Annotated in this window: 26 protein-coding genes and 1 riboswitch; of the genes, 15 read left to right on the top strand and 11 right to left on the bottom strand. The window is 30.4% G+C overall.

Annotation, left to right across the window (positions count from 1 at the left end; genetic code table 11):
* Nucleotides 1-26 precede the first annotated feature (26 nt).
* On the top strand, nt 27-2,189 hold the full coding sequence (locus tag T369_RS0101455) for a hypothetical protein (protein ID WP_031550785.1): 2,163 nt from the start codon (nt 27-29) through the stop codon (nt 2,187-2,189).
* 36 nt (nt 2,190-2,225) lie between these two features.
* Here the strand turns inward: T369_RS0101455 and T369_RS0101450 are convergent, their stop codons facing one another.
* Nucleotides 2,226-2,552 (bottom strand): thioredoxin family protein, encoded by a 327-nt coding sequence (locus tag T369_RS0101450; RefSeq protein WP_031550782.1) that lies wholly within the window; start codon nt 2,550-2,552, stop codon nt 2,226-2,228.
* Between the two features lie 211 nt (nt 2,553-2,763).
* Here T369_RS0101450 and gorA point away from each other — a divergent pair, with 211 nt between their 5' ends.
* Both gorA and T369_RS0101440 read left to right on the top strand, forming a co-directional pair.
* Nucleotides 2,764-4,116 carry a glutathione-disulfide reductase gene (gorA, locus tag T369_RS0101445; protein ID WP_031550779.1) on the top strand — a complete coding sequence of 451 codons (1,353 nt, stop codon included), beginning with the start codon at nt 2,764-2,766 and terminating at the stop codon, nt 4,114-4,116.
* A gap of 104 nt (nt 4,117-4,220) precedes the next feature.
* Nucleotides 4,221-4,964 carry a DUF4097 family beta strand repeat-containing protein gene (locus tag T369_RS0101440; RefSeq protein WP_031550776.1) on the top strand — a complete coding sequence of 248 codons (744 nt, stop codon included), beginning with the start codon at nt 4,221-4,223 and terminating at the stop codon, nt 4,962-4,964.
* 42 nt (nt 4,965-5,006) lie between these two features.
* Here T369_RS0101440 and T369_RS0101435 read toward each other — a convergent pair whose 3' ends face one another.
* From T369_RS0101435 to cysS, 6 genes are read right to left on the bottom strand one after another with little or no spacing between them, the layout of a single operon-like run.
* Nucleotides 5,007-5,531 (bottom strand): NYN domain-containing protein, encoded by a 525-nt coding sequence (locus tag T369_RS0101435; RefSeq protein WP_006363642.1) that lies wholly within the window; start codon nt 5,529-5,531, stop codon nt 5,007-5,009.
* A 33-nt stretch (nt 5,532-5,564) separates the two neighbouring features.
* On the bottom strand, nt 5,565-6,437 hold the full coding sequence (locus T369_RS0101430) for a YwqG family protein (RefSeq protein WP_031550772.1): 873 nt from the start codon (nt 6,435-6,437) through the stop codon (nt 5,565-5,567).
* Between the two features lie 22 nt (nt 6,438-6,459).
* Nucleotides 6,460-6,903, bottom strand: coding sequence for a GNAT family N-acetyltransferase (locus tag T369_RS0101425; protein WP_031550769.1), 444 nt, complete (start codon nt 6,901-6,903; stop codon nt 6,460-6,462).
* Nucleotides 6,896-7,711, bottom strand: a complete 816-nt coding sequence (rlmB, locus tag T369_RS0101420) for a 23S rRNA (guanosine(2251)-2'-O)-methyltransferase RlmB (protein ID WP_031550766.1) — start codon at nt 7,709-7,711, stop codon at nt 6,896-6,898. The genes T369_RS0101425 and rlmB overlap by 8 nt, the downstream gene beginning before the upstream one ends.
* Nucleotides 7,695-8,126, bottom strand: a complete 432-nt coding sequence (locus T369_RS0101415) for a Mini-ribonuclease 3 (RefSeq protein ID WP_006363638.1) — start codon at nt 8,124-8,126, stop codon at nt 7,695-7,697. The genes rlmB and T369_RS0101415 overlap by 17 nt, the downstream gene beginning before the upstream one ends.
* On the bottom strand, nt 8,111-9,508 hold the full coding sequence (gene cysS / locus T369_RS0101410; RefSeq protein ID WP_031550762.1) for a cysteine--tRNA ligase: 1,398 nt from the start codon (nt 9,506-9,508) through the stop codon (nt 8,111-8,113). Before cysS ends, T369_RS0101415 begins: the two co-directional genes overlap by 16 nt.
* A 219-nt stretch (nt 9,509-9,727) precedes the next feature.
* On the opposite strand from cysS, the gene T369_RS0101405 reads away from it, so the two are divergent.
* The 5 genes from T369_RS0101405 to T369_RS0101385 all read left to right on the top strand — a co-directional run bounded on the left by T369_RS0101405 (nt 9,728) and on the right by T369_RS0101385 (nt 14,223).
* Complete coding sequence (locus T369_RS0101405; protein WP_031550759.1) at nt 9,728-10,606, top strand: YitT family protein; 879 nt, start codon at nt 9,728-9,730, stop codon at nt 10,604-10,606.
* 355 nt (nt 10,607-10,961) lie between these two features.
* A complete protein-coding gene (locus tag T369_RS0101400) occupies nt 10,962-11,948 on the top strand; it encodes a mannose/fructose/sorbose PTS transporter subunit IIA (protein WP_006363635.1) in 987 nt (328 codons plus the stop codon).
* Between the two features lie 29 nt (nt 11,949-11,977).
* Entirely contained in the window at nt 11,978-12,787 is an 810-nt protein-coding gene (locus T369_RS0101395) for a PTS mannose/fructose/sorbose transporter subunit IIC (RefSeq protein ID WP_031550756.1), read from the top strand.
* A 16-nt stretch (nt 12,788-12,803) separates the two neighbouring features.
* Nucleotides 12,804-13,727: a PTS system mannose/fructose/sorbose family transporter subunit IID gene (locus T369_RS0101390; RefSeq protein WP_031550753.1), complete on the top strand. Its 924-nt coding sequence runs from the start codon at nt 12,804-12,806 to the stop codon at nt 13,725-13,727.
* A gap of 133 nt (nt 13,728-13,860) precedes the next feature.
* On the top strand, nt 13,861-14,223 hold the full coding sequence (locus tag T369_RS0101385; RefSeq protein ID WP_006363632.1) for a DUF956 family protein: 363 nt from the start codon (nt 13,861-13,863) through the stop codon (nt 14,221-14,223).
* Between the two features lie 63 nt (nt 14,224-14,286).
* Here the strand turns inward: T369_RS0101385 and T369_RS0101380 are convergent, their stop codons facing one another.
* The 3 genes from T369_RS0101380 to T369_RS0101370 all read right to left on the bottom strand — a co-directional run bounded on the left by T369_RS0101380 (nt 14,287) and on the right by T369_RS0101370 (nt 19,185).
* Entirely contained in the window at nt 14,287-16,419 is a 2,133-nt protein-coding gene (locus T369_RS0101380) for a cation:proton antiporter (protein WP_006363631.1), read from the bottom strand.
* Nucleotides 16,420-16,583: 164 nt separating this feature from the next.
* On the bottom strand, nt 16,584-18,572 hold the full coding sequence (locus T369_RS08830) for a 5'-nucleotidase C-terminal domain-containing protein (RefSeq protein WP_051618953.1): 1,989 nt from the start codon (nt 18,570-18,572) through the stop codon (nt 16,584-16,586).
* A 292-nt stretch (nt 18,573-18,864) separates the two neighbouring features.
* Nucleotides 18,865-19,185, bottom strand: coding sequence for a thioredoxin family protein (locus tag T369_RS0101370; RefSeq protein ID WP_031550746.1), 321 nt, complete (start codon nt 19,183-19,185; stop codon nt 18,865-18,867).
* A gap of 202 nt (nt 19,186-19,387) precedes the next feature.
* On the opposite strand from T369_RS0101370, the gene T369_RS0101365 reads away from it, so the two are divergent.
* From T369_RS0101365 to T369_RS0101335, 7 genes are all read left to right on the top strand, one after another.
* Entirely contained in the window at nt 19,388-19,852 is a 465-nt protein-coding gene (locus tag T369_RS0101365; RefSeq protein ID WP_051618952.1) for a GNAT family N-acetyltransferase, read from the top strand.
* A gap of 104 nt (nt 19,853-19,956) precedes the next feature.
* A riboswitch (Lysine riboswitch) is annotated at nt 19,957-20,093 on the top strand.
* Nucleotides 20,094-20,188: 95 nt separating this feature from the next.
* Nucleotides 20,189-21,481, top strand: a complete 1,293-nt coding sequence (gene lysA / locus T369_RS0101360) for a diaminopimelate decarboxylase (RefSeq protein ID WP_031550740.1) — start codon at nt 20,189-20,191, stop codon at nt 21,479-21,481.
* A 30-nt stretch (nt 21,482-21,511) separates the two neighbouring features.
* Nucleotides 21,512-22,402: a 4-hydroxy-tetrahydrodipicolinate synthase gene (dapA, locus tag T369_RS0101355; protein ID WP_031550737.1), complete on the top strand. Its 891-nt coding sequence runs from the start codon at nt 21,512-21,514 to the stop codon at nt 22,400-22,402.
* 2 nt (nt 22,403-22,404) lie between these two features.
* The gene (dapB, locus tag T369_RS0101350; RefSeq protein ID WP_031550733.1) at nt 22,405-23,148 is read left to right on the top strand and encodes a 4-hydroxy-tetrahydrodipicolinate reductase; all 744 of its coding nucleotides are present in this window, start codon (nt 22,405-22,407) and stop codon (nt 23,146-23,148) included.
* A 44-nt stretch (nt 23,149-23,192) separates the two neighbouring features.
* Entirely contained in the window at nt 23,193-23,894 is a 702-nt protein-coding gene (gene dapD, locus T369_RS0101345) for a 2,3,4,5-tetrahydropyridine-2,6-dicarboxylate N-acetyltransferase (RefSeq protein ID WP_006363624.1), read from the top strand.
* 19 nt (nt 23,895-23,913) lie between these two features.
* Nucleotides 23,914-25,074, top strand: coding sequence for a M20 metallopeptidase family protein (locus T369_RS0101340; RefSeq protein WP_031550730.1), 1,161 nt, complete (start codon nt 23,914-23,916; stop codon nt 25,072-25,074).
* 50 nt (nt 25,075-25,124) lie between these two features.
* Nucleotides 25,125-26,198, top strand: coding sequence for an alanine racemase (locus T369_RS0101335; protein WP_031550727.1), 1,074 nt, complete (start codon nt 25,125-25,127; stop codon nt 26,196-26,198).
* Between the two features lie 56 nt (nt 26,199-26,254).
* Here the strand turns inward: T369_RS0101335 and T369_RS0101330 are convergent, their stop codons facing one another.
* Nucleotides 26,255-26,752 carry a universal stress protein gene (locus tag T369_RS0101330; RefSeq protein WP_006363621.1) on the bottom strand — a complete coding sequence of 166 codons (498 nt, stop codon included), beginning with the start codon at nt 26,750-26,752 and terminating at the stop codon, nt 26,255-26,257.
* Nucleotides 26,753-26,908 lie beyond the last annotated feature (156 nt).

Here is a 26,908-nt window from a genome sequence, read left to right as displayed (position 1 = left end):
GAAATTAAGAAAGGAGGAGAATAAATTTGAAAAAAACTATTATTACAACATTTTTATGTATGAGCAGTTTTATTGTTTTTGATAATGTAGCGAAGGCTGATTATATAACAGATTATAATACATCAGTAGAAGATACTGTATTTCAAAAAAGTATGTTTAATTTTGATTTAATACCGGAAACATCAAATTATTCTCTTCCAACAATAGATAAAAACATTTCTACACAAAATATTACCGAACTAGATTATACAGCAGAACTACTAAGTTATAAAAAAAATGCACAAAATTTCCTGATATTTTATTCACTGGATGAAAAAAAAATCCCAACCGAATTATTCAGGATAAAACTAGAGAAAAGTGGTAGTGGTAAGATAGTTAATAGAAGCCTATTAAATATGATTAAACCAAATTCAACTTTAATAATGAATGTTATGAGTTTCGATATTAATAATGGAAAGATAGAAAATACAAAATATTCTAAGACTAGTAAAGAATATTATACTCAAAAAACTATTAATCTTATTGTAAAAGAAGGCGATAAAAAAGTTGTAACTAAACAAGTCACTTTGATTAATGAACCTAAAGATGGCAAAGTGTTAGTAATTCCTTATGAGTTAGAGAAGTACCATAAGCCAGACAAGTACTATTCATACACTAATGAGAAGGTAACAGTAGACGGCCAAGAGTACAATATCAATAATTTAGAAATACCATTTAATGCTAAAGAGATAGTTCTAGATCTTGCCAAAAATGAAGAATTTTGGCAAAAAGTATCAGTAACATATCCATCGAAATATAAAGATAAAAATACTGAATATAGTATCAAGAAAAATTCAACTATTGCTGAACTTGTGAAAGAAACAAAATTACCTCATGAATTTGAAAAAAATAGTGATTATACTTTTGATGGTTATTATATAGATGATAAGAAAATAACACAAAATGATACAACACCAATCAAAGAGGGACAAAGTATAAAAGCAGTCTTTAAAACAAAAGTTATCTTAGATAATGGAAAAGATAAAAAAGAAGTAACTCTGTTAACGGGGCAAAAACTTAGTGAGATAGATACAAGTTACTTTGAAAAAGATAAGTACTATATAGAAAACTATACTCTATATGATAAAGAAACTAATGAAAAGATTAAAGATGTAAGTAACTTACAAGATGAGACTATAGATAATAGTATTATAGTAAAAGCAAATTACAAAGAAAAACAACATACTTTAAGTGTTCGTCAAGATGAATATAATAAACGTTTTGGAAGAGTAGATAGCAGTATTAACGATAAAGACTTTACTTGGAGCGAAGTTAAGCCTGTAGGAGACTTATTAAAAGAATTAAGAAGCAAGATAAAACCAAGTACCGGCTATGAAACAGTATTTAGAATTAATAAAAATGTAGTAAAAGATAGTGATTATATTACTAAAGATGTAGTATTAGAAATTTACTTTAAAAAGAATGAATCTGACTGGGTTACTGTCCGTTTCAACGGAAGAGGAATAGATAAGTTCTTATCTGATGGTCAAGAGATTCTAGCAAATACAAGATTAGATACCATGATTAACCTACCGTCATCTACAGGTGAAACATCTAGAGAGTTTTTAGGTTGGAGAGCTAATGATGATTATTTAATAGTTGGAGAGGATTCAAAAACTAAGAAAGTTTCTAAAGAAAAACTACTACAAACTAACGAACTTGGGTCAGTTGTTACAGAAAAAGGTAAAAGTTTGGAATTCACTGCAGTTTATAGAGAAATCTTTAAAGTTGAATTCACTAAGACACAGACAGGAAATATATTACTAGCAAAAGACAACTCAAACATACTAGAAGTTGATGAATTTAATAGTATAGGAGATTCAACAAAAGATAATAAGCTAATTATAGATCCAAGAGCTGGGTACAAACTATCTCATTTTGTTGCAGAAACAAATGTTAAGGTTAAAACAGACAAAGGTTCAAAAGAAATATTTGCAGGTCAAAAAATAGAGGAAGAAGATATTTATAATATAATACCTACTTCTGATTTAAAACTAACACCAATTTTTGAATTTTCTTTATGCCCATCTGGTTTAGAAGAAATGATTGAAAATAATAAGATTAAAACTGTGGAAGATGCATTAACGTTAGAATTTGAATCAAAAGAAGATATAAGGAAAATATTAGGTCCATTATACTATCTAAGATAAAAGAATAAAGAGCTTTGGAAAATCCAAAGCTCTTTTTTATATGTTTGAAAGAAAATCTTCTACTTCTTGTTGAGTTTTTGAAAACTTAGAAACAAAACGGCTTACTTCTTTATTGTTTTTATATGCAACAAAAGAAGGGATACCCATAACATCTAAAGCTTCTGTAATCTCAGAGAAGTCATCACGATTAACATATACAAACTTAATATCGCTAAATTTATTTACAGTATCTTCAAAAAATCTATCCAACATTACACAATCTGGACACCATGGAGCAGAAAAAACAAATACTACTTTCTCATTATTCTCTTTAAATGTTTTAAAATCATCAATTGTTGATAATTTTTCAATATAACTAAACATATAATCACCTCATATAATAATATAGTAATATTATAGCACTAAAAAGGTGGGAAAGCATAGTAGAATTTTCTATATAGGAGTTTTTTGACTACAAACGTAAGCATATTTATTGAATAATGTTTTTAAATAATGCATAATATAATTGTTAAAATTAAAAAATAAGAATTTAGTAGAGTAAGCTATTATTTTACTAAAGAAGAGAGGTAGAGATATGTCTAAACATTATGACTACATTGCAATAGGTGGAGGAAGCGGAGGAATTGCTTCTATCAATCGTGCTGCAATGCACGGAGCAAAAGCTCTATTAATTGAAGGAAATGAACTAGGTGGAACATGTGTAAATGTCGGATGTGTCCCTAAAAAAGTTATGTGGCATGCATCTCAAATTTCAGAGAGTTTAAAATTATACGCAAATGACTATGGATTTACATTTGGTGATGTAGAGTTTGATTTTTCTAAACTTGTAGATAATCGTTCTGCATATATTGACAGAATACATGGTTCGTATGAACGTGGACTAAGCAATAACAAAGTAGATGTAATAAGAGGATATGCTAAATTTGTTAACAAAAATACTGTAGTAGTAAATGGTGAACAATACACTGCAGACCATATACTTATAGCTACTGGTGGACAACCTACTATTCCAAATGTGGAAGGTGCTGAATATGGTATTACTTCTAATGAAGTCTTCGCATTAAAACAATTACCAAAACGTATCGCAGTAGTTGGAGCAGGGTATATCGCTGTTGAATTAGCAGGAGTGTTTAACGGTCTAGGTGTTGATACACATCTTTTTGTTCGTCGTGATAGACCGCTAAGAACATTTGATAAAGATATCGTAAATACGTTAGTAGAAGTAATGGAAAAAGAAGGTCCAAAACTTCATACACAAGCTATTCCTAAAAAAGTAGTTAAAAATGCTGATGAAAGTTTAACACTAGTATTAGAAGATGGTCGTGAAGAAACTGTAGATTTATTAGTTTGGGCAATTGGTAGAAAACCATTAACAGAAAATCTTAACTTAGAAGTTACAGGAGTAGAATTAGATGAACGTGGATACATCTCAACTGATAAATATCAAAATACTAATGTGGAAGGTATTTATGCAGTAGGTGATGTAACTGGTAGATTAGCTCTAACACCTGTAGCTGTTGCGGCAGGACGTCGTTTATCTGAAAGATTATTCAATGGGAAAACTGATGAGCACCTAGATTATACTAATGTTGCAACTGTTGTGTTTGCACACCCACCTATTGGATCTATTGGTTATACAGAAGAACAGGCTATTAAAGAGTTTGGTGAAGAAAATATCAAAGTATATAAATCATCATTTACACCAATGTATTCAGCTGTAACAAGCAATAGACAACCTAGTGTTATGAAATTAGTAGTATTAGGTGAAGAAGAAAAAGTAATAGGATTACATGGTATTGGATTTGGTGTCGATGAAATGATTCAAGGATTTGCGGTTGCTATAAAAATGGGAGCAACAAAACGTGACTTTGACAATACAGTAGCTATCCACCCTACAGGGTCTGAAGAATTCGTAACAATGAGATAATTATTAAAAGTATGTTTAGTTAGAAAATAAACTAAGCATACTTTTTTATTTTATTTGATAATAAATTTTTGTAAAGGTATAATATAAGTAGGGAGGGGATATCTATGAAAAAAATTCTAAAAATATTATTTATAGGAATATTCGCAGTATCATTATCTACAGGATGTGTTGATAAATATAAAGATACAAAAAAAGAAGTAGAGAATAATATTATGGAAGATAATTCTCAGGATATATCAAAAAAATGGATTTCAGCTAAAGATATAGATAGTATTAAACTTAATAATATAAGAAGCAATGTGAAAATCTATTATCATAATGATGATAAAATTTTAATAAAGGGAGATTTAAAAGACAAATATCAATTTAACACAGAAAATAATATATTAGATATTACATCAAAAGTAGAAGAAGCTAATGATTATTGGATTACAGTATATCTTCCAAGAAAAGAATACAAAAGTATCTTAGTTGAAAATAAAGGTGCATCTACAAAGGTATTTAATGTCGAAGTAGAAAATTTGATTATTAATAGTAATGATGAGATTGTAGTTGATAGTGTGGAAGTAGTTAATCTTAATTTATATACTGAAGACAAAAAAGTAGTAATAACTAAAGATAATATAGACAATGCAGTAATAGAAACTAAGAATAATACTAACATTATAGTTGATGAAACTAAGGTGACTTCAATGCATATGACAACAGATAATGGAAATATTTATGCTAGAATAAATGGAGATAAAAACGACTATCAAGTCAATTATGGAGAGAATAAAGCTAAAACTCAAGAAAAACAAATAACAGCAATATCAAATACAGGACAAGTAGAAGTTAAATTTATGTAAAAAGTAAGAGATGGATAAAAAATCCATCTCTTGTTTTTTTGATTAAAATTTACCAGTTTTAAGAAAATTCTCTAGTTTTTTTCTATCGCTATCGCTCATACGAATATGTCTGTTTTTTAGCTCTCTAGAATTTTGATTTTTTGCTATTTTTGAAACAACTTGTTTTCTGTCTTTTAATTCTTTTATAAACATATGACAGTCCCTCAAAATTGCTCCGTAACCAAGTGTTGCATCACGTTCATCGTGGTCATCACTAACAACGATTATATCAACAAAATGATCTATTCTTAGTTCTCGAGTTTTTCTTTCAATCCATTGATCGGCTTTTTCACCTGTTTTTGTATAAACAATAGTTATAGGATCTTCTTCTTTGATATATTCTTTTGAACGCGTTAAGTATGCATCGAAGATGCAATAGACAATGTAATTATTACCACCGGCATATTCTTTTAGAATATCGATAAGGACATCTCTTTCTGCAGGGAAAGTAGAACTTTTGATTAGTTCATATTCTTTCATGCGAAAAAGTAGATTATATCCATCGATAAATAAATATTGCTTTTTCATATTGCATCTCCTTTCTAAATATTGTAATAATTATTAGAAACAATCCCAGCTATATAAGACACTAGAAAAATCTAATTGTTTCAATTTATCTTCTTGGATAAAGAAGTTTCCGATTCCTTCGTCACCCCACATTATTGAAGGTTCATTAGCACCATAATCAGTGTCAATTTGTAAAAGTAAAATGTTATAGTCATTTAAGTATTCATCAGAACGTGGATCCCATTGAGTAAAGTGTCCATATCCACCAATTTGTGTTCCACTAGTTAATGTAGTAAGTTCTTTTTCTAAGATATTGAATACATCAATATTTAAATCTTCCAGCTCAGGCCATTCTTCTTCAATTTTAAGACTAGGGAACTTTTCGTTCCAAGCACTATTAAATAAAGAATTAAAACTATACTCCATAACTGTTATAGGTTGTTTTTCTAATTTAAATGATAGAGCAAAAGTAGCTCCATTTAGAAGAGGAGTTAATACTTTACCATTAAATTCTTTAGGTTGATACAGTGAATTGATTTCTTCTTCTGAATAATGTTCTTCAATAGTTGAGTAATATATAACGCTCTTATTTTTATTATTATTTATGTTATCAAAGTCCATGAAATCAGCACCTAGTTGTGGACTTCCACCATAAATCCAAAATTGAACTATTCCTTCTTTTGGATAGATATTATTTTCAGGTAATTCCTTACAATTAATTTGTGCAAGGAATGTTAGTTGTTCATCTTCATTATTTGTAGGGATTTGAGTATTTTTTGGTAAGTAAAAAATCCCACCAAATTTACTACTTGTAATATCTACCGGTTTATTGGGATAAGTAGTTATTGTAATTACTTCTTTTGAGTTCTCACTTTTAAAATTTTTGATAAATTGTTCAACTTGAATTAAGTTAATTTCGTTTCCCATAATTTTCTCCAGTTTATAATTTTTATTTCTTTATTGTTTTTTTCATATCTATATGCTCAATTCCAGCATCAATATAGATATTGTTGTTAATACGGTTGTAACCAAGTTTTTTATAGAAAGTTTCAGCATATACTTGGGCACCCAGCTCAATATTGAAGTCTCTATTTAACACTTTTTTTGCAATATCTTCACAACCAAGAATTAGTTTATAACCAATACCTTCACCACGGTGATTTTTATCAATGGCAACACGACCAATATGGATTACTTCTTTATCCATATCAATTAGTCGTGCAACACCTATAAGCTCATCACCATTAAAGTAACCGATATGTATTGTATGTTCACTATTATCTTTCTCGTCAAGTTCAAGTTCTATAGGAACATTTTGTTCGTTTACAAATACTTCTGTACGTAACTTAAAACCTAATAAACGATCTTTTTCTGATTCAAGTATTCTAATCATTATCTTTTATTCTTTCGTACATTATAATACCTGCAGCAACAGATGCATTCAGACTTTGGATTTTTCCTAACATAGGAAGGTGATATAAGAAATCACACTCTTTTGTAACGACTTTACTCATTCCTTCGCCCTCATTACCAATAACTATAGCTAAAGGAACATCTTTTGCGATTTTAGTATATTCTTCTGAACGCTCAGCTAAGGTAGTTCCAGCAATCCAGAATCCTTTTTCTTTTAGTTTTTTAATCGCATCAGTAAGACTAGATACACGAATAACAGGCATATGTTCGATTGCTCCAGCAGAAGCTTTAACAGCAGTTTGACTAACGACAGCAGCACGTCGTTTAGGAATAATAATTCCTTTTACACCACTAGCTTCAGCAGTTCTAATAATTGCCCCTAAGTTATGAGGATCTTCTATGTGGTCTAGTATTAAAAGAGTAGTATTCTTATTAATATCAAGTTTATTTAATACTTCATCAAGCTCAAAATAATTATAAGGAGCTACGAAAGCAATAACACCTTGGTGACGTTCAGTTGTAGTATTATCAAGTTTACGTTTAGGTACTTCTTGGCATACTATTTTTTTCTCATTAGCAATAGCAAAGATAGATTTCAAACGACCTTTTTCTATACCTTCTTGGAATAAAATTTTATTAATTTCACGTCCAGATTTTATAGCTTCTAAAATAGCATTACGTCCTGCAATAACTTCTTTATCAGGATCTACTTCAGTATTTTGAACAGGAGCTTTTTGTTCTTTATTTTTTTTACGTAATTCTTTGTAGTAATTATTGTTTTTCTTCATATAATTTAATGATGTAGTTAAACATTTCCTCCAATCTTTCAAAGTTTTTCTCTAAGTATAAATAACCAAAAACAGCTTCTAAACCAGTAGCAAGCTTATATTCCATAATACTTGCATTTTTTGCTTTTGAATTGTTTTTCTGATTTTTTGCACGATTATAAATTTTTTCTTCATCTTCAGTTAGAATGTTGTTTTCTAACATATTTTCCATAAAACTAGCTTGTGCACGAGCTGATACTATAGTAGATACTTTTTTATGAAGCTCATTTATTTTTCCAAGGTGATTTTTCATAACATATTCTCTACTCATAATATCATAGATACTATCTCCGATATAAGCAAGTGTTAAAGCTTGCATTTGATTAGGATTAGAAAAGTTTTTTTCAGTAAATTTAAAAGCTATTGTTTTTTCCATCGTACACCTTGTTTAGTATCTTCTAAAACGATACCTTGTTCTTTTAAATCATCACGAATCTTATCCGCTAGGGCAAAGTTACGATCTTTACGTGCTTGTTCACGTTCTGCGATTAGATTTTCAATATATGAATCATCAAGCTTATTATCCTCTTTAACATTAATTCCAAGTATAGAACTATATGTTTCAAATGCAGCATTAAGAAGCTCTAGAGTTTCTTTATTTACTGTTTCTTTTGAAGTATAAGAGTTAGAAATTCTAACAAGTTCATACCAAGAAGAAAGAGCATTAGCAGTATTGAAATCATCTTGCATATATTCTTCAAATTTTTCTAATTCTTGAGTTACTGCATTAACAACTTCTTTATCCAATACTTCTTCAGTTGTTTCATTATCTAATCTAAATTGTAGATTTTGATAAGCAGTTTTTAATTTTTCATAGTTAGTAGTAGCTAGTTCAATATTTTCTAATGTGTAGTTAATAGGAGTTCTATAGTGAACTGTAAGCATAAATAAACGTAGAACCATAGGGTCTATTTCAGCTATAATATCTTTAACTAAACGGAAGTTACCAAGACTCTTACTCATTTTAACATTATCAATATTAATAAATGCATTATGCATCCAATAATTACTAAATGGTGCATGATTATGACACTCAGATTGAGCAATTTCATTTTCGTGGTGAGGGAATGTTAAATCTTGTCCACCAGCGTGGATATCTATAGTTTCACCTAATGTTTCTTTTGCCATAACTGAACATTCTATATGCCAACCAGGGCGACCTTCACCAAATGGACTATCCCATTTTACTTCTCCAGGTTTAGCTTTCTTCCAAAGAGCAAAATCAAGGGGATCTTCTTTATGTTCTCCAACCTCAATACGAGCTCCACTAATTAAATCGTCGATAGATTGTTTACTTAGCTTACCATAGTCTTCTTTTTTACGAGTTCTAAAGTATACATCTCCATTTGATTCATAAGCAAAACCTTCTTTAACAAGATCAGCGATAAAATCAATAATTTCTTGCATATATTCTGTTACACGAGGGTTTTTTGTAGCACGAGCACATCCTAGCGCATCATAGTCTTTAAAGAAAGCTTCTATATATTTATTAGTAAGTTCAGTTGTTGAAATTCCTTCTTCATTACTAGCTTTGATTATTTTATCGTCTACGTCAGTAAAGTTAGAAATGAAATCTACTTCGTACCCACTGTGTTCTAAATATTTGCGTACAACGTCAAAAACAATAATAGGACGTGCGTTACCAATATGAATATAGTTGTAAACAGTAGGTCCACACACATACATTTTTACTTTATTTTCTTCTATAGTCTTAAGTATCTCTTTTTGTTTTGTTAATGTATTATAAAGTTTAATCATATTTTTCTCCTTTACAAATTTTAAAAATTTCATTTCTTCTTTTACTGAAATAAAATTTTCAAGGTTAATTAAATATAAGTACTAAATAAAAAATTCATTACTTAAATTTTAACATAAAAAGCTTATAAAATGAATTGTTAATTTATATTTTCATATCTCTTGATTTATTTTTTATTTATATTACAATATAAATAAGTATACAAAAAGGAATATTGGGAAATGCATTTATCGGATACTATATTTACGACAGAAAGACATAAAGAAGCAAAAAATATAATACTACTTATACTAGGGACGGTGCTTTTCTCTATATATGCAGGATTATTAATACCTGTAAATAATATAGGTGCGGGTGGCGCGTTAGGTTTAAGTTTAGTATTAAATAAAATATTTGGTATAAAAATAGGGACAGCACAATTTTTACTTAATGTGCCACTATTTTATATTGGATACAAATATGTAAGTAAGAAATTTGTAATATTAACGGTATTTGTAATAAGCACATCATCATTACTTATTAATAACTTACCAAAATTAATTACGCCTGTTCATTTAGGAGATTCTCTAGTTGCGGCAATATTTTGTGGGATTATTTCAGGACTTGCAATGTGTTGTTTATTGGTAGGAGGGGCTTCTACAGGGGGAACAGATATTACAGGTAAATTTATCTCGTATAGATTTAAATTTAGTTTACCAACAGTATTTTTAATTCAAGACATAATTATATACATTATCGTCTGGATTTTCTTCGACATAAAATATGTTATGTATGCATTAGTAATGAGTTTTGTACGTAATCAAACAATGAAAGGTGTACAAAAACTATTCTCAGCATATATTCAATGTACAATTATTTGTAATGATCCTGAAAATATGGTGGAAGTAATAAATAATACTTTACACAGAGGCTCAACAGTAATGGATGTAGAGGGAGGATACTCTCATGAGAAGAAACGTATGATTATTGTGGTTATCCAACAAAATGAAATGTACTTATTGAAAAAACTAGTTGCTAAAAATTGTCCAGAGGCATTTATTACAGTAACTGCAGTAAACACAATTGTAGGTAATTTCAAAGAACATTCATATAGATTATAAAGAATAAAAAAGAGCATTAGGTAGCATAAAGTTACTTAATGCTTTTTTACGATGAAAAAATAATGAAAATTTATGAAAATAGAAATTTTAATTTTCTTTAAAGTTAAATTTTTGATAGTTTTTATGATTAGAAACAAAGCGAAATAAAAAAAAGTTGCAAAATATATTATTTTAACAATGTTTTATAAGATTATGTAAATTGAAAATAAAAATGTGAACAAAGAAAAGCGGATACAATGTTTGGGTTAGGAGGGAATCAAACAATTTACAAACTTATGTTTAAATGATATAATCTTACAGTATGCTAGCGTATACACGTCATATTAAAATATTTTAAAAATAAGGAGGTACTAAGATGGTAGGAATTATCATCGCAAGTCACGGTGAATTTGCTGCTGGTATTAAACAATCTGGTACTATGATTTTCGGTGAACAGGAAAAAGTAGAATCAGTAGTATTTATGCCTAGTGAAGGTCCAGATGACTTGCAAAGAAAACTTCAAGAAGCTATAGCTAAAGTAGACTCTGAAGAAATTCTTTTCCTTGTCGATCTTTGGGGTGGAAGTCCATTTAACCAAGCTAACAAATTATTTGAAGAAGCTCCTGAAAAAAGAGCTATCGTAGCTGGACTTAACTTACCAATGTTAATCGAAGCATATGCTAGTCGTTTCACAATGACTACGGCACATGAAATTGCAAAAGCAATTACTCCAACTGCTATTGATGGATGTAAAGTTCGTCCTGAAGAACTACAACCGAAAGCAGAAGTAGCAGAAACAGCTGCAAATGCAGCTCCTCAAGGTGAAATCCCTGAAGGTACTGTAATTGGAGATGGAAAAATTAAATTTGTTTTAGCACGTTTAGACTCACGTCTATTACATGGTCAAGTTGCGACTAACTGGACAAAAGCAACTCAACCAAACAGAATTATCGTAGTTTCAGATAATGTAGCAAAAGATGAACTACGTAAAAAACTTATTGAGCAAGCTGCTCCTCCAGGAGTTCGTGCTCATGTAATTCCGCTTGATAAACTTGTTCAAGTGTATAATGATCCACGTTTTGGTGATACAAAAGCATTATTATTATTTGAAACACCTCAAGAGGTACTTTCAGTTATTGAAAAAGGTGTAGAAATTCCAGAACTTAACGTAGGTTCTATGGCGCACTCTGCAGGTAAAGTTCAAATTAACAATGTATTATCTGTAGATCAAAACGATGTTGATACTTTCAAAAAGCTTAATGAATTAGGTGTTAAATTTGATGTTCGTAAAGTATCTAATGACTCACGTTCAGACTTATTTAAACTTATTGAAGCAAAAGCTAGTGAAGGTTTAAAATTATAATTAAATAGTATTTATATTAGGAGGACACTATGGAATTTAGTATTCTAGCAATTATTTTAGTCCTTGTTGTTGCATTTTTAGCAGGTATGGAAAGTATTTTGGACCAATTCCAATTTCACCAACCAATTATTGCTTGTTCATTAATCGGTTTAGCAACAGGACATTTATCAGAAGGTATTATTTTAGGTGGTGCCCTACAATTATTAGCACTTGGATGGGCTAATATTGGGGCTGCAGTTGCTCCTGACGCAGCATTAGCATCAGTAGCATCAGCAATTATTTTCATTAAAGCAGGTGACTTCTCTGACACTGGTCGTCAAATTGCGATTGCAACAGCTGTTACACTAGGTACAGTAGGATTAGTTTTAACTATGTTTGTTCGTACATTATCAGTTGTTATCGTGCACAGAGCAGACCACGCAGCTGCAAATGGAAACTTCCGCGGAGTAGAGTTTTGGCACTATGTAGCACTTGCATGTCAAGGATTACGTGTAGCTATCCCAGCAGGATTACTTATGTTCATCCCATCTTCATCTGTTCAAAAAGCGCTTGAGTCATTACCAGCTTGGTTTACAGAAGGTATGACAATTGGTGGGGGAATGGTAGTAGCAGTAGGGTTTGCAATGGTTATTAACCTAATGGCAACTAAAGAAGTATGGCCATTCTTCTTCTTAGGATTTGCATTAGCACCTATTAGCCAATTAACACTTATCGCAATTGGTATCATTGGATTATGTATCGCTATAGTTTACCTAAACCTTTCTAAAAACAAAGGTGGCGGTGGTGGAGGAAATTCTTCATCAGGTGATCCACTAGGTGATATCTTAAACGACTATTAATAAGGAGGAACTAAAAATGACAGAGAAAAGAATTACGTTAAGTAAAAAAGATCGTCGTAGTGTAATGCTACGTTCTCAGTTCCTTCAAGGTTCATGGAACTATGAGCGTATGCAAAATGGTGGTTGGGCATTCTCATTAATCCCAGCTCTTAGAAAATTATATCCAAATAAAGAAGATGCTTCTGCAGCATTAAAACGTCACTTAGAGTTCTTTAACACTCACCCATATATTGCGGCACCTATCTTAGGGGTAACACTTGCTCTTGAAGAAGATAAAGCAAATGGAGCTGAAATCGAAGATTCAGCAATTCAAGGTGTTAAAGTAGGTATGATGGGACCATTAGCAGGTATTGGGGATCCAGTATTCTGGTTCACTGTACGTCCTATCCTTGGAGCTATCGCAGCATCACTTGCAACAGGTGGTTCAATTATCGCTCCATTATTCTTCTTTATCGCATGGAACGCAATCCGTATAGGATTCTTATGGTATACTCAAGAACTTGGGTACAAAAAAGGTTCAGAGATTACAAGCGACCTTTCAGGTGGATTCTTACAAACTATTACTAAAGGAGCATCTATCCTAGGTATGTTTGTAATGGGGGTATTAGTAATGCGTTGGACTAATATTAAATTCCCATTAGTAGTTTCTAAAGTTCAATTAGCTGATAAGGCGTATATTCACTTCCCAGGAGAAAAAGAACACGTAACAGGTGGAGTATTACAAGATATCGTAACAAAAGCAACAAGTGGAGACTTCTCATTAACTCCAGAAAAAGTTACTACGTTACAAGATAACTTAAATCAACTTGTTCCTGGATTTGCAGCGTTATTATTAACATTCGCATGTATGTGGTTATTAAAACGTAAAGTAAGCCCAGTAGCTATTATCTTTGGATTATTCGCATTAGGTATTTTAGCTCACTTAGCAAAATTAATGTAATATTTATTAAAAGGGTTGGAACAATTAAGTTTCAACCCTTTTTTTCTTTATTATAATATAGTATAATTATCTTGATATAAATAAAATAGTGTATTTATTTTAAAGAAAATTTACGTAAATTGGAGGTATTGTAATGGTAGTATCGATGAGTAAGAAAGTCATTTATACGACTAAGGCAAACTGTTTAACTGGTTCTCTTGGTAATAAACACGGTGATGTATTAGTAGGAGATAAATCTTTTGAATTTTATAATCAAAGAAATCCAGAAGATTATATCCAAATACCGTGGGGAGAAATAGAGCGAGTTCGCGCTCAAATGTTCTTCCGCGATAAATATATTAGAGGATTTTTTATAGATACAAAAAGTGCAGGTAGTTTTAACTTTGTGGTAAAAAATGCAGGTAAGTGTCTAAAAGAAATGAGAGAGTTTCTTGGAAATGAAAAAATCGTAAGAAATAAACCTTTATTTTCACTTAAAAAATTATTTAAAAAATAAAATAAATACGAGTATAAAATATCTAATCAACTTAAAGATTTGAATTTTAACTCGTATTTTTTATTATTCTTCAATATTTGAATATAATAGTGCCTCATTATAGTTAAGATCACGTAAAATCTTATCAGCTTCACTATGTTCGATTTTTTGTTCTAGTTTTAATGCTTTAAATCTATCTTTTTGCATTTGAATTGCTTCAGTTTCAAATTCTCTTGATTCTTCAATATAACTATCTGAAGGAACATTATAAAGAGTATAATCAAAATTATCATAAATATTTTTAAGAAAATCAACAGAAAGACTATTTTCTTTTGTTCGTTGCTCTTCTAGGATATCCATTGCGTTATAAGTAAGAGTATCTATTATTTCTGCCATATCTTTACTAAAAGATTGAACTTGAACTCTAATCTTTTCATTTTCTTTTAATCTTTTTTGAAGTCTTTTTCCGTACAAGTTCGAATTTTTATCAGACTCAGCTTCTCTAATTAAATTAAGAACAACTAAAAGTCTCTTAAATGTTCTTTCTAAAGAACTCAGCCGTAATGTTATAAATAATTGCTTATAAACTGAGTAAGTAACTAGTTTTCTTATACGCCAATCCCTTACTTCAAATACTCTTTTTAAAAACCTATTATTATCATATTTAGCTAGGAGTTCATTAACTTTTTCTTGTTCAGCTTTTCTAACTAGTTTAGAAAGATCCTTAATATACTTAATTAATTCTTTTCTATTATTACAAAAGTATATTTGTTGTTCTTGTAATTTTTTTATAGCTATTGCATAACCCATTCTTTCAGAATTGGTATTAAGTTTATTGTAGTATTTTTCTTGTAACTCATTAATTACCTCATTTAATACTTTACTGCGTGCATTATTTTTATGCTCTATTTCCTCATCTTCTGTTTTGATAATAAGTGGTAGGAATATAGTTCCTATTATCATACTTAGTAAGACAACTCCACTCCCTATAAATAATATAGCATTACGAAGAGGGAAGGGCTCGCCTGCAGTTCCAATAGTTAATGGAATCATAAGGGCAGTTGCTAAAGTTACTGTTCCGTGAATACCACATAATGAAGTAACTAACGCATATTCAAATCTACTATAGTTACCAACATCAAGCTGTCTAGTTTTTAAAAATTCGACAATATTATGTGAAGTTTTAAAAGTATGCTGTTGAAATGATACATAAAAAATATAAACAAAAGTAAATCTAGTTATAATTAATGCAATAGTGATTAAAATAACATAGAACATAGCAGTTTGAACGTCAAGGTCAGGATAAGTAATCATATTTCTAAATATACCAGGTAATAAATATCCTAATAATACAAACACAAAACCGTTAAGTACATAAGAAATTGTATCCTGATTATAACTAATTGATACTACTGCTTGGTTATCTAATGAATCACCTTGTCTAAGATATCTTTCGAAATTAAGTAATATTCCGGCAAAAACTACTGCAATAATTCCTGAAAGATGGAATTCTTCTGCAATAAAGTAAGTTGCTACCGGTAATATTACTTGGATAATTACCAGTATACTAGGTTCAGTATTTAAGTATTTCCTATTAACAAGTTTTATAGAAACAATTATTAAACCAATTAAAACACCTAAAATCATTCCTCCAATCGCAGTAATAAAAAATTCTCTAGAAGATCTAGAAAGTGAGAAAGTTCCAGTAATAATAGATGCTAAAGCTATTTTAAAAGATACGATACCTGCAGCATCATTAAGGAGTGATTCTCCTTCTAAAATGGACATTAGTCCTTTTGGCAACTTCATACCTTTTGTAATAGATTTTACCGCTACTGCATCGGTAGGTGATAGGATAGCGGCTAGTGCAAATGCAGCACCTAAAGATATAGATGGAATAATATAATTAATAAAATAACCAACGACCACTACCGTTGTAATTACTAAACCTACAGCCATGTAAACAATAGGCTTTTTATAGAGCCAAAGCTCACTACGTGATGCTTTGTACGCATCTGTAAATAATAGAGGTGCGATAATCATAGCCATAAAAGCTTCGGATTCGAATTCAAAATGAAGCGGAATAGCTAAATAAGATACCAAGAATCCTAATATAATTTGGAAAAGTGCTGCTGGAATTCTAGGTATATATTTGTTTAAAAAAGAACCTATTATAACTAGTGTAATAAAAACAGATATTGTAATAAGTATTTCCATCAAAAACCTCCTTGTTAAAATTTTATTATAAAACGAAGAATAGATAATTTTCTCGTATATACAAACCTAATTTTACACAATGTTTTTCTGAAAATCAATATATTAAGTTAAACATAAAAAAAGTAGCTTATACGTATGTATAAACTACTTTTAAAAGTTTAATATTATTTGTTAGCTTTTCTTCTAGAAATAACTAGAGATGTTGCAGCTAATAGTCCTAGACCAACCATTGAAGCATCAGTAGTAGTACCTGTATTTGGTAATGTTTTAACATTTCCTTTAATAGCACTAGCTGTTCTGAAGTGTTTAACTTCTTTATTAGCATTAGCTACTTGTAATTCAGGAAGAGCATCTTGAACAGCTGCTTGACCTGTTTGGTGACTAACACCATTGTTATCAGTAATTACTTTACCATCATTAACTGGTTTAGCTGGTTTTGTTTCTGGAACAAATGGTTTAATACCAGGAATAATACGAGAGTATGGGAATGGATCTTGGTAAGCAAGGAATTGTTCAGGAGATAGTTGTTTAATATAGTTAACAACAACATCATCCATTGTAGCACCACCTTCGTTACGAGCTCCACCTAACATTGTATAACCATCACCACCAACAGCTAAGAAGTCATTTGTTGCAACATAGTATGTTCTATTAGGATCAAGAGGTTCAAATTCACCAGTTTTTTTGTTTAAAACATGGATAGAAAGAACTCTATCTCCAGCTTTTCTATGTGGATCAAAAACAACTTTAATTGAGCTAGATGATTGTAAGAATCCACCGTTACTTCCTAATTGTGGTTTTCCTTGAGCGTCAAGTTCTTCTTTACCATCTTTTTCATTTATAAGAGCTCTTAATGAGTGCTCATACATTTTCTTAACATCAGAACCTTTAACTTGGATTTGAGTAAGTTGGTTACCGAATGGCATAACTTTGATAATGTCTCCTACAGTAACAGGTAAGTCTTTGTTAAGAGTTGTACGAATACCACCACCGTTTGTAACAGCGAAGTCACTTTCGTGATCAAACTTAGTTGAGTTGTAAAGTGCATCAGCGATTAAGTTACCTAAGTTAGTTTCTTTAGTACGAACATTTTCACTAGTTCCTTCTAAAGTATAAGGAGATTTGTCAATTACAACAACATTTCCTTTAGCAGCAAATTCATCTTGTGCAGCTTTAACGATTTTTTCAACATTAGCATCTGGAGTTAAATCTTTAGCATTATCTTTAGCAGATAACATCACAGATTTAAAGTTTTCGATTTTTTTAGTATCTTTGTTATAATCGAAAGTCATTTTTCCAACGTATTCTAAGTATGATTTAGCTTGCACGTGGTGTACAGGAGAGCTTGCCTCATCTTGAATAAGTTGGTGTGAGTGTCCATCTATTACAAAAATAGAAGTTCCAGCAAATAAAGGATTTGCTTTTAAAGCAGCTGCTAGTGCAGAACCTTTTTCATCTTCTAATGTAGTAGTATCATCTCCTAAGTGGGCAAGAACAGCTATGAAATCTACTTTATCTTTAATTCTAGTGATTTCATTTGTAACCTCTGGAATAGGTTTTTTAAATGTTACACCTTTAATTCCAGTTGGGTTAGTTTTTGTTGCTGTTTCAGGAGTAGTAACTCCGACAATACCAATTTTAACACCATTTTCGTTTATAATAGTAGAAGGTTCAAAAAGACGTTTTCCATCTTTATAAACGTTTGTAGAAAGAATAGGGAAGTTTAACCACCCACCATTTTGAGGGTTATTTTTGTATTTTTCTACAGTATCTAATCCAAAATCGAACTCATGGTTACCAGCAGCCATAGCTTTATAACCAATTTCATTCATAGCTTTTGCCATATCTTGACCTTTAGATTGGTTAGAAACTGGTAAACCTTGTAATGCATCCCCGGCATCTAAGGCAATAACAGTTCTATTTGGATTTTCTTTCTTTTCTTTATCGATAAGAGCTTTCTCACGAGCAGAACCGAAAGAAGTTGGTTTTCCTTTATATTCTTCATAACCAAGACGACCATGCATGTCGTTAGTATGGAAAATAGTAAAAGGAACTTTATTATCAGCAAGTGCAAACGAAGAAGTAAATACTTGTGATAATAGAATAAAGAACGTAAGTAGAAATACTACTACTTTTGATGATCTCATTCTCATTATAATATCCTCCGAAATTTATATATTCGCATTAAAAAACGCATACTTAAATTATATCATAAATAATAAAAATATATAGTATAAATTTAAGAAAATTGAGAGAAACTATAAAATGAAAACTTAGTGAAAATATGTGGAAAATAAATGAAAATTACTTACATTTACAAGTGCTATATATTACTAAATATAATATAATTTTTAAATAGTAAAAGAAATAGTTAAAGTATTCGTAGGAATCTAATAGTAAAATAGCGTAGCAGCAATAAGGCTGTTACGCTATTTTCTAATTCTATTATATCTGTTCACTAATACTACTAACTTTATCTAGTATTTCATCAAGACTAAAGTATCCACTTTTTTGAATAGAAAGTCTTCCTTCAATATATACTTCTACGGTTGGTGCCGAAAGAATACCTCGTTGAGCAGCGATTTCCATATTTTCTTCTAATGAGATATAGTATGCAACTACGTCTTTATGATCTTGTTGCCATGTAGTTATTTTATTTTTTATAGAGTGGCATGGCATACATGTTGCAGCACCGTATTGAATAATTGTAATAGTATTTTCGCTAATAATTTTATTTAAGTCATCTTTGTTTGAAAAGTCAATCATATTTTATCTTCCTTTGATTTAAGTGATTAGTTCTTATTTTCTTATTATTAATATATTATCTTCTTTTTAGTTGATAGTCAACTATTCTAAATAATACACTAGTATCTAAGCTAGTAGATTCTTTTTTAAATGGAGTACACTAGAGTATATGTGTTATAATCAACTAAGAAGAATATTATAGTGAATTTGAGAGGGGAAAACTGTGATTAGGAAATTACATAAGGATGATATAGATAGTGTTGCTAATATATGGTTAAATACTAATTTACAGGCACATTGGTTTATAGATGAACAATATTGGAAGAAAAATTATGAATTAGTAAAAGGAATGCTATTGGAAGCAGAAGTATATGTTTATGTTGAAAATAATGAAGTTTATGGTTTTATAGGTATTAATGAAGAACATATTGAAGGCATATTTATAACAAGAGAGGTTCAATCACGAGGCCTAGGAAAACCATTACTAGACTTTGTAAAGGAGAAAAAAGAAAGATTACATCTAAATGTATATCAAAAAAATACTAGAGCTATAAGTTTTTATAAAAAAGAAGGATTTAAAATTGAAAGTACTAGCATTGATGAAATAACGAAGGAAAAAGAGTATTTTATGGTATGGAAAAAAATAGAGGATAAAGAAAATATAAAAAATATTATTAATAACTTTTGAAGCAAACATATAGGTCGTTTTTCCTTAATTCCGATAAATTTTCAGAAAACTCTTGACATTGATTTTTATGTGTGATATGATTTTGATAACGTAAATAGATAAGTATTATAAAAAGAGGCCGCGATGACTAATTTAAAAGGTAGCGTCGCCGAAGTGATTTTGTGTCACTGGGGTTATGTCGAATAGGCATAGCACTGTCATTAGAAAATGCCCATTTTCTTCATGGTGAGCTTTTTATAATAAGGGCAAGAGGATGAGTATAGAATTATAAACTAGACTGCAAGAACCTTTTGTTCTTGTGGTCTATTTTTTATATAAAATACAGGAGATAATCAAATGAAACTTTTTAATGGAATGACAGTAGAAAATAATGAGCTTGCAATATCGGGTGTCACGGTAAGTGAACTAAGGCGAAAGTATGGGACACCACTTTATGTTTATGATGAAAATATGTTAGAAAATCAATGTGATACATTTATCTCTAATTTTAAAAGTGAAAAGTTTAAAACAGAAGTTCTATACGCATCAAAAGCATTTAGCTGTTTAGAAGTCTTAAGAATAGCTAATCGTGAAGGATTAGGAGTAGATGTTGTATCTTTAGGTGAAATACATACGGCTTATAAAGCAGGATATGATATGTCAAAAGCATATTTTCATGGAAATAATAAAACTCGTGAAGAGTTAAAATATGCTATTGAAGTTGGTGTAGGAACTATTGTAATTGACAATGACTACGAATATGAAATGATAAATGATTTAGTTAAAGAAAGCAAAAAGATAGTTGATGTATTACTAAGAATCAATACAGGAATAGATGCACATACACATGAGTATATTAAAACAGCTAAAGATGACTCTAAGTTTGGATATTCAGTTTATGATGAAACTATCTTTGATTTAATAGCTGATATTAATGGCCAAAGTAATTTAAACTTTTTAGGGTTCCACTCTCATATTGGATCTCAAATATTTGAGAAATCATCATTTTATGAAGCTGCAAAAGTAGTAATGGAGTTTAGTAGAAGAGTAGAAGAAGAGTTAAAACTTACTATTAAAGTATTAAACCTTGGTGGTGGTTTTGGAGTTTACTATACTGAAGAGGATAAACCATTTGAACTTGGAGAATTTTTACAAGAATATATTAAAGTTATAGAAACTGAAAGTGAAAATTTTGGTTTAGAATTAGAAAAAGTAGTTATCGAACCAGGTCGAAGCTTAACATGTAATGCTGGTAGCACATTATATACAGTTGGTGGGGTTAAGAAAACTTTCGCTGGACGTGAGTATATCTTTGTAGATGGAGGTATGGCAGATAACCCAAGATATGCATTATATAAAGCAAAATATGAAGCAGCACTTGCTAATAAGATGAATGCTGATGCAAATACTGTTTATACAGTTGCTGGGAAATGTTGCGAATCAGGAGATATGTTAGTAATGGATATTAAATTACCAAAAGCAGAACAAGATGATTTATTAATAGTACCATCTACAGGTGCATATAACTACAGTATGAGTAGTAATTATAATAGATTACCAAAGTTACCAGTAGTTTTTATTAAAGATGGAACTAGTAGACTGGTAATTAAAGGCGAAACTTTAGAAGATTTAATAAGACAAGACATTTAATAAAAATACAAATAACAAGGAGATAAGATTATGACAATTTATACAGGAAGCGGAGTAGCAATAGTAACACCATTTTTTGAAGATGGAAGTGTAGATTATGATACGTTTGGAGAACTAATAGAATTCCAAATTGCAGAAGGAACTGATGCGATTATCGTAGCTGGAACAACTGGAGAAAGCTCAACAATGCCAGATGATGAACAAGTAGCAGTTATTGATTTCGCTATTAAAAAAGTAGCAGGACGTATACCAGTAATTGCTGGTAGTGGGGTTAATGATACAGCACACTCAATAAGATTAAGTAAAGAAATAGAAAAATTAGGACCAGATGCACTATTAGTAGTAACACCTTACTATATTAAAACTAGCCAACAAGGTTTAATTGAACACTTTGAAGCAATAGCTAATAGTGTCGACTTACCGATTGTATTATATAATGTACCAGGAAGAACTGGTCAGGTAATGGCACCAGAGACAATCTTACATTTATCTCAACATAAAAATATCGTAGCTTATAAAGATGCAGTAGGAGATATCGCTCATACTTTAGCTGTTAGAAATTTAGTAGGAGATAAAATAGATATCTACTCTGGTAATGATGATATTAACGTACCTATTATTCTAGCTGGAGGTAAAGGAACTATTTCTGTTTTAGCAAATGTTTATCCAAAAGCGACACATGAAATGTGTAAATATGCTTTAGAAAGACAAGTAGACAAAGCATTTGCATTACAACTAAAATATTTAGACTTTATCCACATGTTATTTGCTGAGCCTAATCCAATGCCAGTTAAAAAATGTGTAGAGTTAATTGGTAAATCAGCTTGTCACTATCGTCTACCAATGACACATGTAGCCCCAACGTTAGCTACAAAACTTGAACAAGAGATTGCAAGACTTAATACATTACAAGGAGAATAAATATGCGCGTAATATTAAGTGGATATAATGGAACAATGGGTCAAGTATTAAAAAATTATATCCAAGAAAGTACTGATATAGAAATAGTTGCGGGTGTCGGACAACATGCTTTAGAAGAAGCTTTTCCAACTTATACAAGTTATACAGATTTAGAAAAAATTGCTGATGTGATTATAGACTTTTCACATCATGCAGGAACTGCTGATTTAGTAGAGTATGCTTCTAGAACACTAACAAAAGTAGTAGTAGCTACAACCGGACATACACCAGAAGAATTAGTTTTAATAGATGAGCTAGCAACTAAAGTGGGAGTAGTATATGCTGGTAACTATAGTTTAGGTGTTAATGTCTTAGTAGAATTAGTAAAAAAAGCTAGTGAATTACTACTAGGTTATGATATAGAAGTAATAGAAAAACATCATAATAAAAAGGTAGATGCTCCAAGTGGAACAGCTAAAATGTTAGTAAATGCTGTTAAAGATGCTGATGAATACAATAAAGTATATGGACGTCACGGGGATATGAAACGTGGTGAAAAAGAAATAGGTATTCATGCAGTTCGTGGTGGAACAATAGTAGGTGAACATGAAGTTATATTTGCAGGTGAAGATGAAGTTATAGAAATCAAACACACTGCACTAAGTAAAAAAATGTTTGCTAAAGGTTCAGTAACTGCAGCTAATTGGTTAAATAATACTGATGAACCAAAACTTTATTCTATGAAAGATGTACTAGGTATAGAATAAAAAAAGATAGAATAATAAAATATAAATATAAATAGGAGATAGTAATGAAATCAACTGAAGAAATAATTAAATTTATAGCAACATCAAAAAAGAAAACACCTGTTAAAGTATATGTGAACTTTAATACAGCTGTGGAATTTCCAGAAACATTAGAAGTTTTCGGAGAAGGTAATTCAAAAGTTATCTTTGCTGATTTAGAAGATTGGACAGCATTTTTAGAAAATAATAAAGAAGCGGTAAAAAATTATCGTTTAGAAAATGATCGTCGTAATAGTGGTGTACCAATGATAGATTTAACTCAGTTTAATGCTCGTATAGAACCAGGATGTTCAATTCGTGAACACGTAAGTATTGGTGATAATGCGGTTATTATGATGGGGGCTGTTATTAATATCGGAGCTAAAATTGGTAAAAACACAATGATCGACATGAATGCTATATTAGGTGGACGTGCAGAAGTTGGAGAAAACTCACATATCGGTGCAGGATCAGTACTATCTGGAGTTATTGAACCAGCTAATGCAACGCCTGTAAGAGTAGGGAATAATGTTCTTATTGGGGCGAATGCAGTAATCTTAGAAGGTGTTCAAATAGGAGATAATGCAGTAGTAGCTGCAGGTAGTGTAGTTACAAAAGATGTTGAACCTGGAACAGTAGTTGCTGGGGTACCAGCTAAAGTAATTAAAACACGTGATGAAGTAGCAGGGGAAAAAGTAGATATTATAGCTGAACTTAGAAACTTATAGTTAAAAGTGGGATGAGAGAATGAAAATAATAACAGAAGAAAACTTAAAAACTTGGCGTAGACATTTACATCAAAATCCAGAACTATCTTTAAAAGAATATAAAACAAAAGAATTTCTAATTTCTGTTTTAGATGAATATGGAATAGACTATAAAGAAACATTAGAAACAGGATTAGTAGTTATATTAAATGCTAATAATGAGACTAAAGATACTGTTCTTTATAGAGCAGATATAGATGCACTACCTATTCAAGAGGAGAATAATGTTGATTTTAAATCGCAAACAGATGGTGTAATGCATGCTTGTGGTCATGATGGGCACACAACTATGTTATTAGGAAGTGTGATAGAAGCGGCAGATTATTATAAAAACAATGATACATATGTTAATAGTATATTTGTCTTTCAACCAGCTGAAGAAACATTTGGCGGTGGGAATTTATTAATCGATGACTTTGATTTTACGCCATATAATATATTAGCAAGTTATGCATTACACATGAACCCAGATTATCCTGAAAATCATATTGTTTCTAAACCTAATGAAATAATGGCTAGTGCAAATGAGTATAGAATATACATAAAAGGTAAAGCAGCTCATGTAGGGTTAAAAAATACTGGTATAGATGCATTAAATGTTGCGACAATGTTTTTCCAAGAAATGTTAAAATTAAATGCACTGCATACTAAAGCTCGTAACACTAATATTATTCATATTGGGAAAATGTATGGTGGAGATGCTATGAATGTAGTCGCCGAAAATGCTTATATGGAAGGGACTATTCGTACATATAGTATGCATGATTTAGCGATTATAAAAAAAGCTATTCTAGATACTAAAAAAGGTTTAGAGTATCTTACTGGAGCTGAAATAAGGGTAGATTTTGCTGAAGGATACCCGGCTGTTATTAATGATTCAAAACCATATGAAATAATGCGTGAAGTAGTTAGTAATAATGAGATTTCTTATATTGAATTAGAAGAGGCATACTTATATGGAGAGGATTTCTCATTCTTTAGTAGGTTATCACCAATAAATTATAGTTTCTTAGGACTAAGAAATAAAGAAAAAGATTTTACTTCTGGACTGCATACACCAACATTTAATTTTGACGAAAAAATATTAACTACAGGTGTGAAATACTACCTAGGATTAGTAGAGTATTATAATAAAAAATAAAAATATTGTAGAGTGGTGGGAAGCCAATTTATTATATAGTAAGGAGAGCTATGGCAACAATAGAGATAAATTATCATAATATTAAACAAAACGCTATAAACTTAAAAAAAGAAGCCAAAGATATTATTGCTGTTGTAAAAAATAATGCTTATAATTTGGACTTAAGAGAATGTGTCAAAATTTTTTCTGAAGCTGGAATAAATTACTTTGCCACTACAAAAGAAGAAGAGTGTAAAATCATTAGGGAAACATTAGGAGAGGAAGTTAGTATTTTCTTATTAAATCCAACTAGAGATTTTGAATTGGTAAGAAAATATAATATAGAAGTTAATATAGCTAATTTAGATTATTTAAAAGAAAATATAGATGAATTACGAGATTTAACATTACAATTAGAATTTGCTGGTAGTATGAGAAGAGCTGGGGCCAAAACACTAGATGAAGTTTTAGAAATAATTAATTTTTGTAAAGAAAATAATTTAAATCTAAAAGGATTTTGGTCACACTTTTCGTTTGCAGATGAATTTGATGGGTTTTATGAAAAAGAAAAAGATCTTGTATTAAAAATACTAGATGAAGCCTTAAAAATTTATGATTTCGAAGTAGTACATTTACAAAATAGTGCATCTTTCTTAAGAGATGGTGCATTTGAAAAAACAACACATCAAAGACTAGGTATAATTTTATATGGAGCCTTGCCTTATGATGTTAAACAATATCCAGTTGCATTACCAAATCTAGTAATAAAAAATCCAATTACTGTTTATGGAGAGATAGTCAATATAGTAGATTTAAAAGAAGGGGAATGTATAGGTTATTCTAATGCTTATATAGCCCAAAATGATAAAAAAGTAGGGGTAGTAAATATTGGCTATGGCGATGGTATTTTAAGAGATAGACTTAGAGGAAATACATGTATTATTAATAATGAAGAAAAAGATATCTATGCAACAATGATGAGTCACTTAGTTGTTGAGATTTCTGAAAAGGAAAAAATAGGGGATAAAGTATTTCTGTATGATGATATACAACAGTTACATGATTATGTTAAATACTTTGGACCTAATTCGGTTCAGCTTGCTGCATTAAACTATAGTAGTTTAAATGTAAAAAAAATATATTAAAAAGAGAATCCTTAGTAAAATTATACTAAGGATTCTTTTAAATATTTTAGTCTAGATTATTCTTGATCTTCTTGGAATTTTTTAGCGATAGTTGCTTCAAAATCTTTAGGGATAGAGCGTTGTTTAATGATGATAACATCACATTTAGCATAACGTACAATACCCTCAGAAACAGATCCCATAAGCATACGTTTGAATCCAGTTAATCCAGAAGAACCACAAACTACTAAGTCGATACCTTTTTCATCAACGATATCTTCACTTAGAACGATTTTAGGAATACCTTGTTCTACGATTCCGAAAACTTTAGTAAGTCCATCTTTTTCTGCAGCTTCTACATAGCTATCAACTAATTCTTTAGTACGTTTGTAGAAAGAGTTAAAGATATAAGGATCTGATAGTCCAGATGTAGCGATTGTTGCATCGATAACAGAAGCGATGTATAATTCAGCATCTTCATTTCTTCTTGCGATAGCAACTGCATTTTTGAAAGCCCATTCAGCTTGTTTTGAACCATCGACAGCGACTAGTATTTTAGAGTATTTATTTTCCATAATTAAAACCTCCACCCTATTTTTATTTACTTATATTATAACACATTTTGTTTAAAAGTAAAACGTTATTTTCAAGAATAATATAAACAATATTTTTTAAAATAAGATAAATACGAAAAAAATAAGGTTGACATATAAGTTTTTTGAACATATGAG

It is taken from the genome of Gemella sanguinis ATCC 700632 (assembly GCF_000701685.1).
GTDB lineage: Bacteria > Bacillota > Bacilli > Staphylococcales > Gemellaceae > Gemella > Gemella sanguinis.
The sequence above is the reverse complement of the archived record's forward strand: the minus strand, read 5'-3'. Positions and strand labels throughout refer to the sequence as shown.